This window comes from Pseudodesulfovibrio pelocollis, from assembly GCF_030282845.1.
GTDB classification, from domain to species: Bacteria; Desulfobacterota; Desulfovibrionia; order Desulfovibrionales; family Desulfovibrionaceae; genus Pseudodesulfovibrio; species Pseudodesulfovibrio pelocollis.
Genome location: NZ_JASTWE010000017.1, coordinates 49,609 through 65,177, shown reverse-complemented (window position 1 = coordinate 65,177; position 15,569 = coordinate 49,609). Strand labels below are relative to the sequence as shown.

Annotated in this window: 13 protein-coding genes; 5 read left to right on the top strand and 8 right to left on the bottom strand. The window is 64.3% G+C overall.

The genetic code is table 11. The features are described from left to right. The first annotated feature begins 331 nt into the window (after window positions 1-331). The 3 genes from QQS14_RS07985 to QQS14_RS07975 all read left to right on the top strand — a co-directional run bounded on the left by QQS14_RS07985 (window position 332) and on the right by QQS14_RS07975 (window position 4,457). Complete coding sequence (locus QQS14_RS07985; protein ID WP_285906451.1) at window positions 332-1,840, top strand: GNAT family N-acetyltransferase; 1,509 nt, start codon at window positions 332-334, stop codon at window positions 1,838-1,840. Between the two features lie 163 nt (window positions 1,841-2,003). Then, window positions 2,004-2,345, top strand: a complete 342-nt coding sequence (locus QQS14_RS07980) for a hypothetical protein (RefSeq protein ID WP_285906450.1) — start codon at window positions 2,004-2,006, stop codon at window positions 2,343-2,345. A 99-nt stretch (window positions 2,346-2,444) separates the two neighbouring features. Then, window positions 2,445-4,457, top strand: a complete 2,013-nt coding sequence (locus QQS14_RS07975; RefSeq protein WP_285906449.1) for a methyl-accepting chemotaxis protein — start codon at window positions 2,445-2,447, stop codon at window positions 4,455-4,457. Between the two features lie 104 nt (window positions 4,458-4,561). On the opposite strand, the gene QQS14_RS07970 is transcribed toward QQS14_RS07975, so the two are convergent. The 5 genes from QQS14_RS07970 to QQS14_RS07950 form a co-directional block, all read right to left on the bottom strand. Next, window positions 4,562-5,299, bottom strand: a complete 738-nt coding sequence (locus QQS14_RS07970; protein WP_285906448.1) for an ABC transporter permease — start codon at window positions 5,297-5,299, stop codon at window positions 4,562-4,564. After that, the gene (locus QQS14_RS07965; RefSeq protein WP_285906447.1) at window positions 5,296-6,387 is read right to left on the bottom strand and encodes an ABC transporter ATP-binding protein; all 1,092 of its coding nucleotides are present in this window, start codon (window positions 6,385-6,387) and stop codon (window positions 5,296-5,298) included. The genes QQS14_RS07970 and QQS14_RS07965 overlap by 4 nt, the downstream gene beginning before the upstream one ends. Window positions 6,388-6,510: 123 nt before the next feature. Next, the gene (locus QQS14_RS07960) at window positions 6,511-6,852 is read right to left on the bottom strand and encodes an ArsR/SmtB family transcription factor (protein ID WP_285906446.1); all 342 of its coding nucleotides are present in this window, start codon (window positions 6,850-6,852) and stop codon (window positions 6,511-6,513) included. Window positions 6,853-7,003: 151 nt separating this feature from the next. Next, window positions 7,004-7,465, bottom strand: a complete 462-nt coding sequence (locus tag QQS14_RS07955; protein WP_285906445.1) for an arsenate reductase ArsC — start codon at window positions 7,463-7,465, stop codon at window positions 7,004-7,006. 74 nt (window positions 7,466-7,539) lie between these two features. Then, window positions 7,540-10,236: a cation-transporting P-type ATPase gene (locus QQS14_RS07950; RefSeq protein WP_285906444.1), complete on the bottom strand. Its 2,697-nt coding sequence runs from the start codon at window positions 10,234-10,236 to the stop codon at window positions 7,540-7,542. Window positions 10,237-10,489: 253 nt separating this feature from the next. Between QQS14_RS07950 and QQS14_RS07945 the strand changes: the two genes are divergently transcribed. Together QQS14_RS07945 and QQS14_RS07940 are read left to right on the top strand one after the other, a co-directional pair. After that, complete coding sequence (locus tag QQS14_RS07945) at window positions 10,490-10,984, top strand: phosphate-starvation-inducible PsiE family protein (RefSeq protein WP_285906443.1); 495 nt, start codon at window positions 10,490-10,492, stop codon at window positions 10,982-10,984. 185 nt (window positions 10,985-11,169) lie between these two features. Next, a complete protein-coding gene (locus QQS14_RS07940; protein WP_285906442.1) occupies window positions 11,170-12,591 on the top strand; it encodes a transferase in 1,422 nt (473 codons plus the stop codon). Window positions 12,592-12,597: 6 nt separating this feature from the next. On the opposite strand, the gene QQS14_RS07935 is transcribed toward QQS14_RS07940, so the two are convergent. From QQS14_RS07935 to QQS14_RS07925, 3 genes are read right to left on the bottom strand one after another with little or no spacing between them, the layout of a single operon-like run. Further along, window positions 12,598-13,275, bottom strand: coding sequence for a response regulator transcription factor (locus tag QQS14_RS07935; RefSeq protein ID WP_285906441.1), 678 nt, complete (start codon window positions 13,273-13,275; stop codon window positions 12,598-12,600). 46 nt (window positions 13,276-13,321) lie between these two features. After that, window positions 13,322-13,798 (bottom strand): Crp/Fnr family transcriptional regulator, encoded by a 477-nt coding sequence (locus QQS14_RS07930; protein ID WP_285906440.1) that lies wholly within the window; start codon window positions 13,796-13,798, stop codon window positions 13,322-13,324. A 19-nt stretch (window positions 13,799-13,817) separates the two neighbouring features. After that, window positions 13,818-15,569: a Na(+)/H(+) antiporter subunit D gene (locus QQS14_RS07925; RefSeq protein ID WP_285906439.1), complete on the bottom strand. Its 1,752-nt coding sequence runs from the start codon at window positions 15,567-15,569 to the stop codon at window positions 13,818-13,820.

Genomic DNA, 15,569 nt, shown 5'->3' with positions numbered 1-15,569 from the left:
TTTCTTTTTTATCCGGCAAGTTGCACGATCGTCTGTTTTCGGCGTGGTTTGACCCCTCTGGGTCAAAGAGGGTCACCAATCTCGGTCAGCCCGCAGGGCAGGTTGGACGATTCCCGAATCCATCACGATACCCCAGCGGACTGACTCATTGCTCCTGGAAATCCACCATATTCCGGCGTATGGTCCGTGGCGGTGGCCGGTACGGTGAGGCAGTCTCATCCATCGGAAACCATTGATTTCGCAGGGCGATCCTCTGTTCTGCGCTTCGTTCCGACCAAGCGGCGTTTGTCTGGTGTGAACACTCTTACTGAAGCGGGAGGACCGGAAGGTCATGTCCAACTCTCTACAGACGCAGTTGCGGGTTCCGGCGCAGGGGCGGCTCCTGGCCCTGGTGCAGGGGCATGTCAGGCAACTGGCCGAAACCGTCGGGCTGGCCGGGCGGGAGATCGCGGCCCTGGAGCTGGCAACGGAAGAGGCATTCCTCAACATCTGCGACCACGCCTATCCGGACGGCACGCGAGGCGACGTGCTCATCGGCGGCGAAATTCGAGAATCCGAACTGGTCCTGGATTTCCAGGACGAAGGGCTGCCGTTCGACCCGTCGATTCTCAAAACAACGGAGCCGGAACCCGCCGTGGATCCGGGCTGGACGGGAGGGCTGGGGTTGAAGCTCATCCGGCATGTAGTGGACGAGGTGTCCTGGATCAATCACGGTCGGCAGGGCAAGTCATTGCGCCTGGTGAAGCGCCTGCCGGGCGTGGACGCGTTGGCAGCGTCAGGGATGACCCAGGCGCGGTCCATGGTCAGGGAGGAAGTTGCGCAGGCCCCGATGCAACGATACAAGACGCGCGCGATCCAGCCCGGCGAGGCCATGCAGGTGGCCCGGATATTCTGGCTGGCCTACGGATATTCCTACAAGAATGAGGCCTTCTACAGGCCGGAAGGGATGCTGCACCTGGTCGGCACCGGCAAGCTCATCAGCTTTGTGGCCGTGGGCGAGGACGGCGAAGTGGCCGGGCATGCCGGACTGTTGCGTCCGGAGCCAGTGCCCATGGCGGAGCTGGCGCTCCTGGTGGTCTCCCCGGCCCACCGGGGCAGAAAGATCATGGAGTCCCTGTTCGAATCCCTTTTGGGCAAGGCGCGGGAGATGGGCCTCTTCGGCCTGGCCCTGAACCCGGTGACCAGCCACCCCATCAGCCAGCGGCAATCAATGGAGGCGGGCGGCAGGCCCTGCGGCCTGGACCTGGCAGCCTGCCCGCCCCGGCAGTTCAAGGGACTGGGACTGGACGAGAAACCCGAACAACGGGAATCCTACCTGCATTGCTTCATGTATCTGACCTCGCCGCCTCTGGCCCGGGTCCATGTGCCGGTCCGGCACCGAGAGATGGTGGAGCGCATCTACGCCAACATCGGGAGACCGTTCGAAATCCTGCCTCTTGCCTCCCCACAGCCGGGCGACATGCCGGGCGACTATTCGGTTTCCTTTGACATGGGGCTCAAAAAGGGGGTGATCCGCGTCAGACGCGCCGACCCTCGGCAGTGGCCGGAAGTCCAACGGGCGGCCATTGACCTGGTGGAAATCGCAGGGGCCGAGAAGGTGGACATCGACCTGCCTCTGGCCCAGGCAGCCACGCCTGACCTGTGCGGACGCGCCGAGGAGGCGGGGTTCTTTTTCGCCGGGATCTGGCCGCATGCAGCCGAGGACGGCGACATGCTGCGCCTGACACGGCTTGCCGCGCCCTTTGATCTGGGGCATCTGCGACTTTATTCCGATTTCGCCCACGCGCTGTCCGACTATGTGCGAGGGGAGATGGAACGGGCGGCACAACGAACCGGGTAAGCGCCGTGGAAATCTCCCTGCCCCCCTTCGCGAGCGCGGCAACGATCTGATCCGCCTCGCGGCCCGTTTCGCCGACACGTCCTGCGACAGATAAGCCCTGCCGCGCAGGAAGCTCTCCAAGCAACTGACCGCCACGCTGTCCGCCTACCCCTGGCCGGGAAACGTGCGCGAACTCGGCAATGTCATGGAGGCGGCGGTGATCGAGGCCGGGCAGGACTCCACACTGTACCCCAAACACCTGCCGAGCCATGTCCGCATGTCTTCCCTGGACCAGGGCAGACGCAAGCCCGCCGCCAAGACATCGCCCGCCCCCAGAGAGGCCGGTCCCGTTCTCGCCTATGCGACATACAAGTCCCTGCGCGAACAGGCCTATTTCCGGCACCTGATGGAGGTCTGCGATCACGACGTGACCAGGGCCAGCCAGCTTTCCGGCCTGAGCGTGCCGAGCGTCTACCGCCATCTCTGCCTGGCCGGAATACCCACCAGAACCAAGAACAGGGGCTGATTTCCGGCCCCCCTGATCATCCGCAGTGATGCGGAGTCATTTCTAATGGACCGATAGAAGCCACCGGCGTTACAGGGGAGGAAAAACAAGGAGTATCCTATGGGTATCCGATCAAAAATCCTGGCCCCACTGCTCGTGGTCGCACTGATCATGGTCATCGGCGGATTTCTGACCCTCAATTCCCAGTTCGCCAGGCTGGAGGAGTCCTTTGTCTCGCTGATCATCCAGGCCAAGGTGGAGGAGACCCGGCAGTCGGTTCGACTGATGTCGGGCAGCGCCCTGGAGCAGGCGGCCCTGTTCAGCCGCATGCAGGCGGTGGTTGACGCCTTCACCGTGGCCAATCAGGGCGACATGCGCGATGAGAACGACCCCATGGGCCAGGAGGCCCGGGAGATGCTGCGCCAATCCCTTGCCTCGACCATGGCCGGATACGAGGCCATCATGGGCAGCAAGTTCCAGCTTCACTTCCATCTGCCCTCCAATCGCAGCCTCGCCCGCATGTGGCGCGAGAAGCAGATCAGACGCGACGGCCAGTGGGTGGACATTTCCGACGACCTGTCGAGCTTTCGCAGCACGGTCATCGACGTGAACCGCAACCACAAGGCCGTGCAGGGCATCGAGCCGGGCAGTGGAGGCTTCACCATCCGAGGTCTGGCCCCGGTCACCGGGCCGGGCGACGCGCACCTGGGATCCGTGGAGGTGCTCATCGAATTCGACGGCATCCTCCAGGGCATGGAGTCCTCGGGCAACATGCGCACCCTGCTGTTCATGGAATCCCACCTGCTGCCCATCACCACCATGCTGCGCGACCCGACCAAGAATCCCGTCCGCGACAACCGATTCGTGCTCATCTACGGCCAAGAAAACACCGAAACCCTGAATCTGGTGACCAGCGATCTGCTCGCCAGGGGGTCGTCCGCGACCGTCGTCATGATAGAGGGCGACAAGGCGCTGGGCGCGTTCCCCGTGCAAGACTACCGGGGCGATTTGATCGGCACCATCGTCCTGGCCATGGACATCGCCGACCAGCAGGCCATGGTTTCCACGGTCATGTGGGTCATCGGAGCCATCCTGCTCGTGGTGATCGTTTCGCCCATCCTCATCATCCTGTGGGTCTTGCAGAAGTCGGTCATGGAACCCATCCGGGAGTGCGCGGCCATAGCCTCCCGGATTTCCCAGGGCGACCTTGGCGAGATAGACTGCCGGGACCGGCGCGACGAAATGGGCATCATCCTCTCGGCCATGAAGGAGATGCGCGAAAAACTGACCGACACCATCCGCGACATCCAGGAGATCACCACCGACGTGGCCAACGGCTGCCGCCAGTTCGCGGCGGCGAGCGAAACCGTTTCCCAAGGGGCCACCGAGCAAGCGGCTGGCATCGAGGAGATCTCCGCCAGCATGGAGCAAATATCCTCCAGCATCCAGCAAACGGCAGAGATCGCCCACAAGACCGAGAACGTGGCCACCACGGCCGCGCGCAACGCCGAGACCGGCGGCAAGGCCGTGGCCCGCACCCTGGAGGCGATGCGAAAGATCGCCGAGGAGATCGGCATCATTGAGGAAATAGCGAGGCAGACCAATCTGCTGGCCCTCAACGCCGCCATCGAGGCCGCCCGGGCCGGAGAGGCGGGCAAGGGCTTCGCCGTGGTGGCCGCAGAGGTGCGCAAGTTGGCCGAGCGTAGCGGCGGCGCGGCCTCGGGCATCAGCGAGCTTTCCTCCTCCAGCGTGACCGTGGCCGAGGAGGCGGCCAAGCTGCTCAAGAATATGGTGCCCGACATCCAGAGCACGGCCGAGCTTATCCATGAAATATCGGCCGCCACCAGCGAGCAGAACGCCGGGGTCGCCCAGGTGACCAAGGCCCTACAGGACTCCGATTCCCAGGTCCAGCAGAACGCCACGACCTCGGAGCAGATGGCCTCCACCGCGACGCACCTCTTCTCGCGCTCCCAGGACCTGGAGACGAGCATCAGCTTCTTCAGGCTCGAAAGCGCCATCCGAGCCTGCGGGCAGGCGGGTGACGCCGTCCGGCCAAAGGCGCTGCCAACGGCTGGTGGGTCCGGGCGCAAGGGCGGCAAGCCGGACGATGGGGACGAGTTCGAACGCTTCTGATGGGGGGGCCTCTCCCCTTCTGACGCCATGCATGGGGCCGGACGCCACGGGGCGTCCGGCCTTCTTGCGTGTGGGCCGGATGGAAAAGCGGCGTGGGTCGGGCCTCAGGCTATCCAGCGCCGCCGGATGTTGCGCAGACTGAGCATGAAGAGCACGGCGCAAAACGCGCCCAGCACGAGCAGATCCACGATGTAGGGCAGCATGTGCCCCCCATGCACCGCGCCATGGAGGGCGTCGGCCCCGTAGGTCAGGGGCAGGGCGTAGGCCAGCGGCTTGAGGAACACGGGCAGCCCACTGATCGGAAAGAACAGCCCGCACAGGAAGATCATGGGAAACCGGAAGAAGTTTGAAAAGGTCTGGGCCTCGAACACCTCGCTCACGGCCACGGCGATGAACAGGCCGAGAAAGGCCGAGGCCACGGCGATGAGCACCACGGCGGGCACGAACACAAGCCAGTTCACGGCCGAGAGGTCCATGAGAAAGGCGGCCATGATCACCGGCACAAAGGCGTTGGCCGTGCCAAAGAGAATGGCCCCGCTCGTCTTGGCCAGCATGAGCAGCTCAAAGGGCATGGGCGCGAGCAGCAGCCGCTCGAAGGAGCGGTTCTTCTTCTCGAAGGTCACTGTCACAGCCAGCATGGAGGTGGTGCCGAAGAGAATGGACACGGCCACCACCCCGGGCAGGACCGCGGGCACGCTCTCCAGCCCGCTGCCCGAGCGGATGAAGAACATGCCGGTCCAGGCCAGGGGAAAGAGCAGCCCCCAGCTGATGTTGGGCGGCTTCATGTAATAGGTACGCATGTCCTTGAGCAGAATGTTCCAGAACGCGATCCAACGGTTCATCGCGGACCTCCCGTCTTTTCCCTGTCGCCGTGCATGGCGTCGGCCTCGATGCCGGTGATGGTGACAAACACGTCCTCCAGGCTCGGCCTGATGCGTCGCGCCTCGGCCACCTCGACACCCTGATCCTCCAGAAAACGCACCAACGGACCCACCCGCACCGGTCCGTCGCCCTCCACCCGGATGCCGCCGCCTGCCGGGAGCGTGAAGCGCAGATGGGGAAAGGCGGCCACCAGCCGGGTCCCTATGCCGCCCTCTTCGTCGCCCTGCCCGTCGCCCAGGCCGCAGGCCATGCCGTTATCGCAGGCGATGCGGACCACGTGCTTGTCCATCACCGGCTGCACCAGTTCGGCCACGGTATCAACCCGCACGATGCGGCCCGCCACGATGAAGGCGATGCGGTCGCACAGCCGCTCCGCCTCCTCGATGTAGTGGGTGGTCAGGAACACGGTGGTGCCTCCGGCGTGCAGGTCGGCGATGAGCTGGCGCAACTGGCGGGCGCTGGCCACGTCGATGCCCGTGGTCGGTTCGTCGAGAAAGAGAATCCTGGGCCGGTGGATCATCCCGGCCGCGATGGTCAGCTTGCGCTTCATGCCCTTGGAATAACCCGCGAACTTGCGATCAGCCGCCTTGGCCAGCCCAAAGACGTCAAGCAGTTCACGCGCCCGTTCGCACCGCTCGGCCTTGCGCATGCCGTAGAGGGCGGCGCAAAAGCAGAGATTATCGTAGCCAGTCATCTCCGGGTACAGGTTGCTCTCGTCCGGGACCACGCCGATGAGATGCTGGGCCGCCCGAGGATGCCTGACGCAGTCGATGCCGTCTATGACGATGGACCCGGCGTCGGGTCGGGCCAGCCCGGTGAGCATGTTGATGGTCGTGGTCTTGCCCGCGCCGTTGGGGCCGAGAAAGCCGAACAGCTCGCCGGACGTCACTGAGAAATCCACCTGCCGAACCGCCTGGACCTCGCCGAACCGCTTGGCCAGTCCGCGCACCTCCACGGCGGCTCCGCCGCCCAGGACAAGCCCATTGCCAAGCGTCCCGTCGGCCAGGGCCGCCCCTGTCGCCGATGCTGCTCCCGCTGTCACGGTCATGGCCGTTCTCCCGGCAGGATTCCCCGCTCCGCCCGGCCAAAGCCGGACACTACGGGCCGGTTGATCAAGTGTCTGCGCATAGACTATCTCCATGGGAAAAAAAGAGAGGGAGAAAACTTCTCGTCACTCCTGTCCACCAAAAGGTTTCAAAACAAGACCGGGCGAGTCCAGCACGGGGGCATTTGGCCCGCTCCCCTCCAGCATATCCCGGGCCACTCCGGCCCACTGGGCCAGGGTATCCGGATTGATCCGGTAGTGGACATGGTAGCCCTGCTTGTCGGCAATGACCACATCCGCATCGCGCAGCACCCGCAGATGCTGCGACACCGCCGCCGGGGTCACGCCAAGCCGCCGGGCCAGGGCATTGACGCACAGGGAACGCTGCCTGAGCAGCACAAGAAGCCGAAGCCGCGTCTCCACCGAGAGCACCTTGAATATCCGCGCGGCCCTGTCCGTCTGCACCATGTGTCGCTCCGTTTGAATAAGTCTTTGCGCGGACACTATTGCACCCCGCCTCCCGTGTCAATACGCTGTTGCTTCACTGCGGAAGGCCACGCGGCCCGCCGCCCTGCACCAGACAACAGGACGACGGGCCGAAAAACCGCACAAAGACAGGCTACCTGCCGATGCGCTTGGCAAAGTCTCCCTGCGCGCCTTCATTGACCCAGGCCACGAACTCCTTCACGGCCGCCTTGATCTCGTCACGGATTTTGCGGATTTGGGCCAGCTTCTCGTCGTGGGTTCCCTGGACCTTTGCCGGGTCGGCAAAAGGGATGTGGATGCGGTTGACCACACCGGGATAGATCGGGCACTGGGCCTCGTCGCCATCACTGCACACGGTGATGACGTGGGAGTACATCCGCCCCTGCCGGAACAGGTCAAAGGCCGACCGGGTTCCCTTGCCGCTCAAGTCCACGCCCTCCTCCTTCATCACCTCCACCACCAGCGGGTTGATGGTCGTGGGCTCGAAGCCCGCGCTCTCGGCCTGGAACCCGCCCTGGCCGAACATGTTCAGATATGCCTCGGCCATCTGGCTGCGGGCGCTGTTGTGCACACAGATGAAAAGCACCTTTTCCATTGATATTCTCCTATTGAATGCGGCGGTTGCCTGAATAGAGAAGCGGCCGCCCCAGGGAGGGCGGCCGCTTGGCATCACACGTCGGAGCCGACGCGGCGCTTGTCGTATTCCACAAGCAGGAAGACGACCACGCCACACAGGGTGATCTTGAACCAGTCGAACAGGCCGATGGGCGTGCTCGAAAACAGCGAGTTCATGAACGGGGCGTAGGTGAAGAGCAGTTGCAGCAGCAGCATGAGGATGAAGCCGCCCACCACCCAGAGGTTTGTTCCAAGCCCCAGCTCAAAGGGCGAGCGCCTGAATGAGCGGGAGTTGAAGAGGTAGAAGCCCTCGATGACCACAAAGACGTTGACCGCGATGGTCCGAGCCTTTTCCGGGCTGGCCCCGCTCAGGATCTCCCACTTGAAGAGCCCGAAGGCGAAGAGGAGCAGCATCAGGCTGACCAGCCCGATGCGGCGCAGCACCACCTTGTCGAGTATGGGCCTGTCCGGCCTGTGGGGCGGCCGCTCCATGATCCCGGGTTCCTTGGGCTCAAAGGCCAGGGTCATGCCCAGGCAGCCCGCCGTGGTCATGTTGATCCACAATATCTGCACCGGCAGGATGGGCAGTGCGGTCTGGAAGAGGATGGCCGTGAGGATGACCAGCCCCTCGCCCGCGTTGGTGGGCAAGGTCCAGGCGATGAACTTGATCAGGTTCGCGTACACGCCGCGCCCTTCCTCCACGGCCGAGGTGATGGTGGCGAAATTGTCGTCGGTGAGGATCATGTCCGACGCCTCCTTGGCCACCTCGGTGCCGTTGATGCCCATGGCGATGCCGATGTCCGCCTGCTTCAGCGCCGGGGCGTCGTTGACCCCGTCGCCGGTCATGGCGCAGATTTCGCCGCGCGCCTGCAGGGCCATGACCAGCCGCAGCTTCTGCTCGGGCGACACCCGGGCAAAGACCGGCACGTCGCCCACCCGCTCGATGAGCTGCTTGTCGCTCAACTGGGCGATGTCGCTACCGGTGAGCACAGGGCAGTCCTGGCCCAGGGTGCAGCTTGAGCCGCCCAGGCCGAGCATCTTGCCGATGGCCTCGGCCGTGAGGGCGTGGTCGCCGGTGATCATCTTCACGGCCACCCCGGCCTTCTGGCAGGCGGCCACGGCCGCGACCGCCTCTTCCCTCGGGGGGTCGATCATCCCCTGAAGACCGAGAAATTCCATGCCCATGCAGGCCTGCTCGCGCTTGAGCCCCTCCTTGCCGGGCAGGATGTTGCGGGACAGGGCCAGCACCCGCAGCCCCTTGGACGCCAGGGTGCGCTGGACCTCGATGATGCCGTCCGCATCAAGGGGGCCGTTGGTGCCGTCGGCCATCATGGCCCCGGAGCAGCATTCGAGAATCTTTTCCACGGCCCCCTTCATGTAGACCACCGCGCTGTCGCCCGTGTCGTGCATGGTGGCCATGTACCGCCACTCGGACTCGAAGGCCAACTCGTCGATGCGGGGCCGTTGCGGCGCCTCGGTTTCCAGGGTCATGCCGAGCTTGGCGGCCGCCACCACCAGCGCCCCCTCGGTGGGGTCGCCCTCCACATAGAGCTGCCCGTCTCGCGAGCGTATGCGTGCATCGTTGCACAGCAGCCCGGCGCGCAGGCACTCCGCGAGCGCCTGGTTCGCCCGGACATCGCCGTCGCCGAGGTCGATCACCTCGCCCTCGCTGCCGTAGCCGATGCCCGAGACGTCGAAGAGCACGCCGCCGCTGTAGACGCTCTGCACGGTCATCTGGTTCTCGGTGAGGGTGCCGGTCTTGTCCGAGCAGATGACCGTGGTCCCACCCAGGGTCTCCACTGCGGGCAGCTTGCGGATGACCGCCTTGCGCTGGGCCATGCGCGACACGCCCATGGCCAGGATGATGGTCACCGCCGCGGGCAGTCCCTCGGGGATGGCGCCCACGGCCAGGGCCACGGCCGCCATGAACATCTCGTCCAGGGGCTCTGAGCGGATCAGGCCGAGGACCATGGTCAACCCGGCCAGGGCCAGAATGGCGATGAGCAGCACATGGCTGAACTTGGTAATCTTGCGGGTCAAGGGCGTCTCAAGCTCGTCGGCCGAGTCGATGAGGCCGGAGATGCGCCCGATCTCTGTATAATTGCCGGTGGCCACCACCACGCCGCGCCCCTGGCCATAGCTGACCAGGGTGCCCGCGTAGGCCATGCAATGGCGGTCGCCCAGCACCGCGTCCTTGGCACTCGGTGCGATGTTCTTTTCCACGGGCACGGACTCGCCGGTCAGGGTGGATTCGTCGATGCGCAGCTCCCGCTCGGAAATGACGCGCATGTCCGCGGGCACCTTGTCCCCGGAGCGCAGCAGGACCACGTCGCCCGGCACCAGTGCGGAAGCGGGCAGGCGCACCTGCTCGCCAGCGCGCAGAACCAGCGCCTCGACCCGCATGCTGGCCGAGAGCGCCTGCAACGCCTTGAGGGCCTTGGCTTCCTGGAAATATCCCACCAGGGCGTTGACCAGCACCACGGCCATGATCACCGAAGAATCCACCCATTCGCCAAGAATGGCCGTGACCACTCCCGCCACCACCAGGATGTAGACCAGCGGTTGATGGAATTGGAGCATGAACCGCTCAAACGGTGTCTTGACCCGCTTGCCGGTGATGACGTTCTCTCCATACCGCTTGGCCCGCTGCTCGGTCTCGAACTGGTCGAGCCCGGCCTTGGGGTCTACGGACAGAAATCCGGCGACCTCGTCGCCTCCCAGATGATGCCAGTGCTTGTCGAATTGTATCATGCTTCCTCCGTCTCTGTAGCGCCCTGTCACCATGCACAGGGCTCGGACCATTGTAGTGTACAGATACCCCCGCCCCCGTCAAGTCACAAACCCGTGACCGGCGCATGGGGACCTGGCGACGGTGCGGTCACGCCCCGGCCTGATCACGCGGCGCTTGCAACGGCTGTTGACAAAGCACAGGCGACCTGCAACTTTCACAATGACAGACCCCGCGCAAATATCCACAAACCCGGGACAGCAAGGCAGGTGCAGCATGTTCTTCTTCGACAGCAGGCAATGCAAGGACTCCCTCAACGATCCCATGGTCAACCGGCTGTGGAAGCTCATCCGCCTGTCGGTCAGAGTGCTTGCGGTGCTCATGACCCTGGTCATCTTCTGGGGCATTCTCGACGTGATCTGGGTGCTCTACCAGCGGCTGATGTCGCCGCCCGTGTTCCTGCTCAACATCAACGACATCCTGGCCACCTTCGGGGCCTTCATGGCCGTGCTCATCGCCATCGAGATATTCGCCAACATCGTCATCTACCTCGAATACAGGATGATCCACCTCAAGCTGGTCATCTCCACAGCCCTCATGGCCGCGGCCCGAAAGGTCATCGTCCTCGACTTCAGCGTCTACGGGCACACCGAAATCTTCGCCCTTGGCGCGGTCATCCTCGCTCTTGGCGCGAGCTACTGGCTGGTGGGCGCACACGAGGCGCGCATGGCCGCCCTGCCCAAGGGCGAGGAAGCCTGCGACGACATGTGACGGATAGGCCGCCGGGGTGCCCACCGCCGGGCATCGAAATATCTCGACCCTGCGAGTCAAATATGGCATTTCTGCCTGTGCTGACGCGCCAGCGACGATCCCTCGCCCGGACTGGCCCCTCGCCCGGTGACGACCTGTCAGCGCGCACCCCATCAATACAAGAGTGAAAGACAAGGAAGATACGGATGGAAAGACTCGAAGAGTTGCTTGAACACATCGCCACGCGGGTCAACGTCAACCTCGCGCACATGGGCATCGACGTGGTGCCCATCCTGAAAAACGCCATCCCCCGCGAAAGGCACCTGCTCTTCTACGCCTTCTACGCCCTGACCAACGACCACCCGGTGAGTTTCCGCTTCATCAACTCAAGCCTGGGCGGAACCTATTTCCTGGGCCGGACCCTGGTGGAGAACTCGGTGCTCTACAAGAGCGACATCCGGGGCGACGAACTCAAGCGCAAGGGCGATGTGGTGGAGTTCGGCGGCATCAAGACCCGGCTCTTCAGCGACGAGGTCATCCGCATCCTCAACAGCTACCTGGTCAAGACCCTGGTCCACAACCACTCCAAGAACCCGGAAATCCCCGAGGTCTTCAAGATTCTCAACACCGTGGCCATGCACTACTCCAACATCCACGGCACTACCACTGAGAGCGTGTTCCTCGGTCCCTTCGCCACCGTGGACTTCGCCTACATCAAGAACTGCGTGGTGGGTGAGTTCGCCTATGTCCAGGCCGACGGCGTCTCGCGCCAGGTCATCGAGCCGGGCCGCGTCTGGGTCCGCCACAAGGGTGTCTTCGAGTTCAACTACGTCTTCCCCCGCGAGGTGCTGCGCAAGTATGTGTCCATGGACGAAAACGGCACCCTCTCCGGCGAATTCTTCCAGCACACGTCCAAGCGCGAGGAGGACTTCGTGCCCCTCTACTCGGCCGTGTGGCCCGAGCCCTTCGAGGCCAAGGGGCGCGACTCCTACGTCAGCCCCTACTCCGTCATCAAGGGCGACTGTGTCATCGGCGACAACGCCCTGGTGGCACAGCGCGTCCACATCGAGAACTCGGTCATGGGCAAGGGCTCCAACGCCCAGGAGAACTGCCACATCTCCAACTCGATCTACGATGGCTTCGACATCACCGCCCACGGCGCCAAGGTCATCAACACCCACCTCGCCAAGAACGTCTTCGTGGGCTTCAACGCCTTCCTGCACGGCAGAAAGCCCGAGCACATCACCGTGGGCCGCAACTCCATCGTCATGCCCCACACCATCATCGACTCCGACGAGCCCATCGCCATCCCGGACAACTCCCTGGTCTGGGGCCTGATCACCCGGCAGGCGGACCTTTCGACCCAGTGCATCGACCTCGACGACATGGCCAGGGCCGACAATCTGGCCATGGGCAACATGACCTTCACGGGCAATGGCAAGGCCTTTGTGGACGCCTTCAAGGTGCGCATCGAGCACATCCTCGAAGCCAACGGGGCCTACTATGACGGGACAAAGGGAACGCGCGGCCACGCGCAGCAGATTCAGGACGCCTGCTACAACATCCTCCAGCCCTTCCAGTCCGGGCCGGAGCGGGGCATGTACCCCCCCATGACCATCGGCGAATAGGCGCGATCAGGGATTCCTGAGTTGAAAGCCCACCCCGCGCAGGGTGTGGAGCAGCTTGATGGTGTGTCCGTGGTCGATCTTCTTCCTGATGCGGGCCACGTGCACGTCGATGACGTTGTCCAGGTTGTTGGCCCGGGCGTCCTCCTGCCAGATGTCGCGCACCAGCATGTCGCGCGACACGGCGCGCCCCTTGTGCCGCATCAGGTATTCGAGCAGCTCGAACTCGCGGGCCGTGAGGCTGATGGTCCGCCCCCCCCGGGTCACGATGCGGGTGATCACGTCCATGGTCAGGTTGCCGCAGGTCAGCAGCAGCGCCTGGTCCGACCAGCCGCGCCGCGTGACCGCACGTATGCGGGCAAGCAGCTCTGCCGGGGCAAAGGGCTTGACCAGATAGTCGTCAGCCCCGGTGTCCAGCCCGGCCACCTTGTCCTCCACCGCGTCGCTGTCGGACATGAGGATGACCGGCGAGCCGATGCCCCGCCGACGCAACATGCGCAGCACGGCCAGCCCGCCGCGCCCCGGCAGCGAGACATCCAGCAGGACCACGTCGAACGCCGCCTCGTTGGCGAGAAAGAACCCCTCCTCCCCGGAATGCGCGATGACGACCTCGTACCCCTCGCCCTCAAGGAGACGGCCAAGGGTGCGGGTCAGGCTCTGTTCGTTTTCTATGATCAGCGCTTTCATGGGGTCTCAGCGAGGGAAGCGCGCCCGATGGGCCCGGGACCGCAGCCTATACGCGCAGCTTGCTCAAATCCGGGTGCGTGGCAAGCACGCGCACCAGCTGGTCCGTGCGCAGATCCAGCCTGTCCTTGACCAGCTTGAACAGGTTCCACAGCAGCGGCAGGCCCAGGCCTCCCTCATACTCCAGGATAGCCCGCAGGTCGTGGCCCGAGATGACCGCCACCCGGCACGGCCCGTCGCAGACCACGGTGTGCTGGCGCGGCGTATCCGGGAACAGGCCCGTCATGCCGAAGCAGTAGCCCACCTTGAGGATGCCGAGGATCACGGTCACGCCCTCCTCGTTCTCCACCTGGAGCTGCGCCTTGCCGCTGATCAGGAAATAGAAGTCGTCCGAGAGGTCGCCCTTCTGGTAGACCACCTCGCCCTTGGCGAGATCCCTGGGCTGCACCTCCCGACGCAGGCGCTCGACCACCTCGTCGGGAACGTTTTCGAGAATATGGAACTGGCTGCTATTCAACGCTTTCATTATCAATCCTCCAGAATGATTACAGGACCAGACCCAACAGCACAGCCAGTCCGAGGGTGACGGCGACAAGGGACCCGCCCACGGGCAGGGCCGCCGCGTCAAGGGAGTCCCTGATCTGCTTCAGCCGCAGGGCGGCGTTTGCCTTGCCCGTGCCAAAGGAGTCCGGGCTGAGGCTGGTGACGGCCAGCAGCACCCACTCCGGCACCTTGCGGCAGAACTCGGAAAAGCCGTGGACCATGCGCCCGGCCGCCTTGGCCGACACGTCGTTGAGACCGTTGAAGGTGGCGGACACGGCCCGGTAGAACAGGCTGCCACCGCGCCGATAGAACCAGTCGGTGTCAAGGGCGATGGTGTCGGTGTTCCTGAGCAGGGGCAGCATGACGAAGAAGGCAGCCGCCGAGAACAGGAGCAACTGCATGTGCCCCACCAGCTTGCCCGCCTTGTAGGCGTCGAATCCGGCCACGTCAAAGGGCAGCAGCGCATACAGCGGCTGCGGGTACACGCCGATCAGGATGCACAGGAAGGCGAGCCCGCCCATGGCCAGCAGCATGTGCCTCGGGGCCTCGGGCGGCCGCAGGCCGCTGTCCTTGCTGAAGAAAACGAAGAACGGATACTTGAGGCCCGCGTGGAGGAACACGCCCGCCGAGGCCACCTCAAGGACCAGCAGTACCCAGACCAGATGCTCGGTTGCCGCGGCCTGGATGATCATGGTCTTGCTGGTGAAGCCAGCCGTGCCCGGGAACGACGAAATGGTCAGGGCGCCGATGAATCCCAGCAGCAATGTCAGGGGCATGGCCTTGTGCAGGCCGCCAAGCTCGGTGCACTTGCTCTTGCCCGTGGCCGCCAGCACGGCACCCGCCGACATCCACAGCAGCGAGGTATAGAGGATGCTGCAAAAGGCGTGTGCCGCCGCGCCGTTGACGGACAGGGCCGTGCCTATGCCCGCGCCCACGACCATGAACCCGGCCTGATTGGTGATGGAAAAGGCCAGGATGCGCCGCATGTCGTTTTCGAGCACGGCGTAGATGATGCCGTACACGGCCATGACGCAGCCCACCACGATGAGCACCTCCCAGCCGGGGAAGGCACGAAGCAGGACGTACACCGCCGTCTTGGTGGTGTAGGCCGAGAGGATCACGCCGCCGGTGACCGTGGCCTCGGGATAGGACTCCGAGAGCCAGCGGGCAAAGGGGAAGGCCGAGACGTTGATGAGCACGCCCGCCAGGATGAGCCAGCCGCCAAGGTTCGGCGCAAGGGATGTCAGGGCGATGGAGCCCGTGGCCTGGACATGGACGATGATGCCCGCCAGCATGCACAGCCCGCCGAACAGGTGGACAAGCACGTAGCGGAATCCGGCCCCGGACGAGAGCGTGGTCTTGCGCGCCAGGATGAGGAAGGTGGAGGCCACGGCCATCACCTCCCAGAACACGTACAGGGTGATCAGGTCGCCCGCAAAGACCGCGCCCACGGCCGAGCCGATGTAGCACAGGGCGGCCAGCTGCTGGCGCACGTCCACCAGCTTGTAGGCGAAGAGGAAGGCGAAGACAGAGTTGAGGCAGAAGATGTAGCCGAACATCCGGCTGAGGGCGTCCACGCGAAAGACCGTCAGCTCATGGCCGAGGAAGCTGGCGGTGGCCGCCAGCCCTTCGGGCAGACTGTGGACGAGAAAGAGGCCGAAGACCCCGGCGGCCAGCACCATCCTGTTGCGCCAGGCCCCGGTGAAAAGCGGGATCAGCGCGGCCGCGCCCAGATAGGCAAATAACGGGTGCAT

Excerpts from the sequence above, each read along its gene's own strand:
- QQS14_RS07985 (WP_285906451.1), top strand. The coding sequence starts at position 332 with ATGTCCAACTCTCTACAGACGCAGTTGCGGGTTCCGGCGCAGGGGCGG.
- QQS14_RS07975 (WP_285906449.1), top strand. The coding sequence starts at position 2,445 with ATGGGTATCCGATCAAAAATCCTGGCCCCACTGCTCGTGGTCGCACTG.
- QQS14_RS07970 (WP_285906448.1), bottom strand. The coding sequence starts at position 5,299 with ATGAACCGTTGGATCGCGTTCTGGAACATTCTGCTCAAGGACATGCGT.
- QQS14_RS07965 (WP_285906447.1), bottom strand. The coding sequence starts at position 6,387 with ATGACCGTGACAGCGGGAGCAGCATCGGCGACAGGGGCGGCCCTGGCC.
- QQS14_RS07960 (WP_285906446.1), bottom strand. The coding sequence starts at position 6,852 with ATGGTGCAGACGGACAGGGCCGCGCGGATATTCAAGGTGCTCTCGGTG.
- QQS14_RS07955 (WP_285906445.1), bottom strand. The coding sequence starts at position 7,465 with ATGGAAAAGGTGCTTTTCATCTGTGTGCACAACAGCGCCCGCAGCCAG.
- QQS14_RS07950 (WP_285906444.1), bottom strand. The coding sequence starts at position 10,236 with ATGATACAATTCGACAAGCACTGGCATCATCTGGGAGGCGACGAGGTC.
- QQS14_RS07945 (WP_285906443.1), top strand. The coding sequence starts at position 10,490 with ATGTTCTTCTTCGACAGCAGGCAATGCAAGGACTCCCTCAACGATCCC.
- QQS14_RS07940 (WP_285906442.1), top strand. The coding sequence starts at position 11,170 with ATGGAAAGACTCGAAGAGTTGCTTGAACACATCGCCACGCGGGTCAAC.
- QQS14_RS07935 (WP_285906441.1), bottom strand. The coding sequence starts at position 13,275 with ATGAAAGCGCTGATCATAGAAAACGAACAGAGCCTGACCCGCACCCTT.
- QQS14_RS07930 (WP_285906440.1), bottom strand. The coding sequence starts at position 13,798 with ATGAAAGCGTTGAATAGCAGCCAGTTCCATATTCTCGAAAACGTTCCC.
- QQS14_RS07925 (WP_285906439.1), bottom strand. The coding sequence starts at position 15,569 with ATGCACCCGTTATTTGCCTATCTGGGCGCGGCCGCGCTGATCCCGCTT.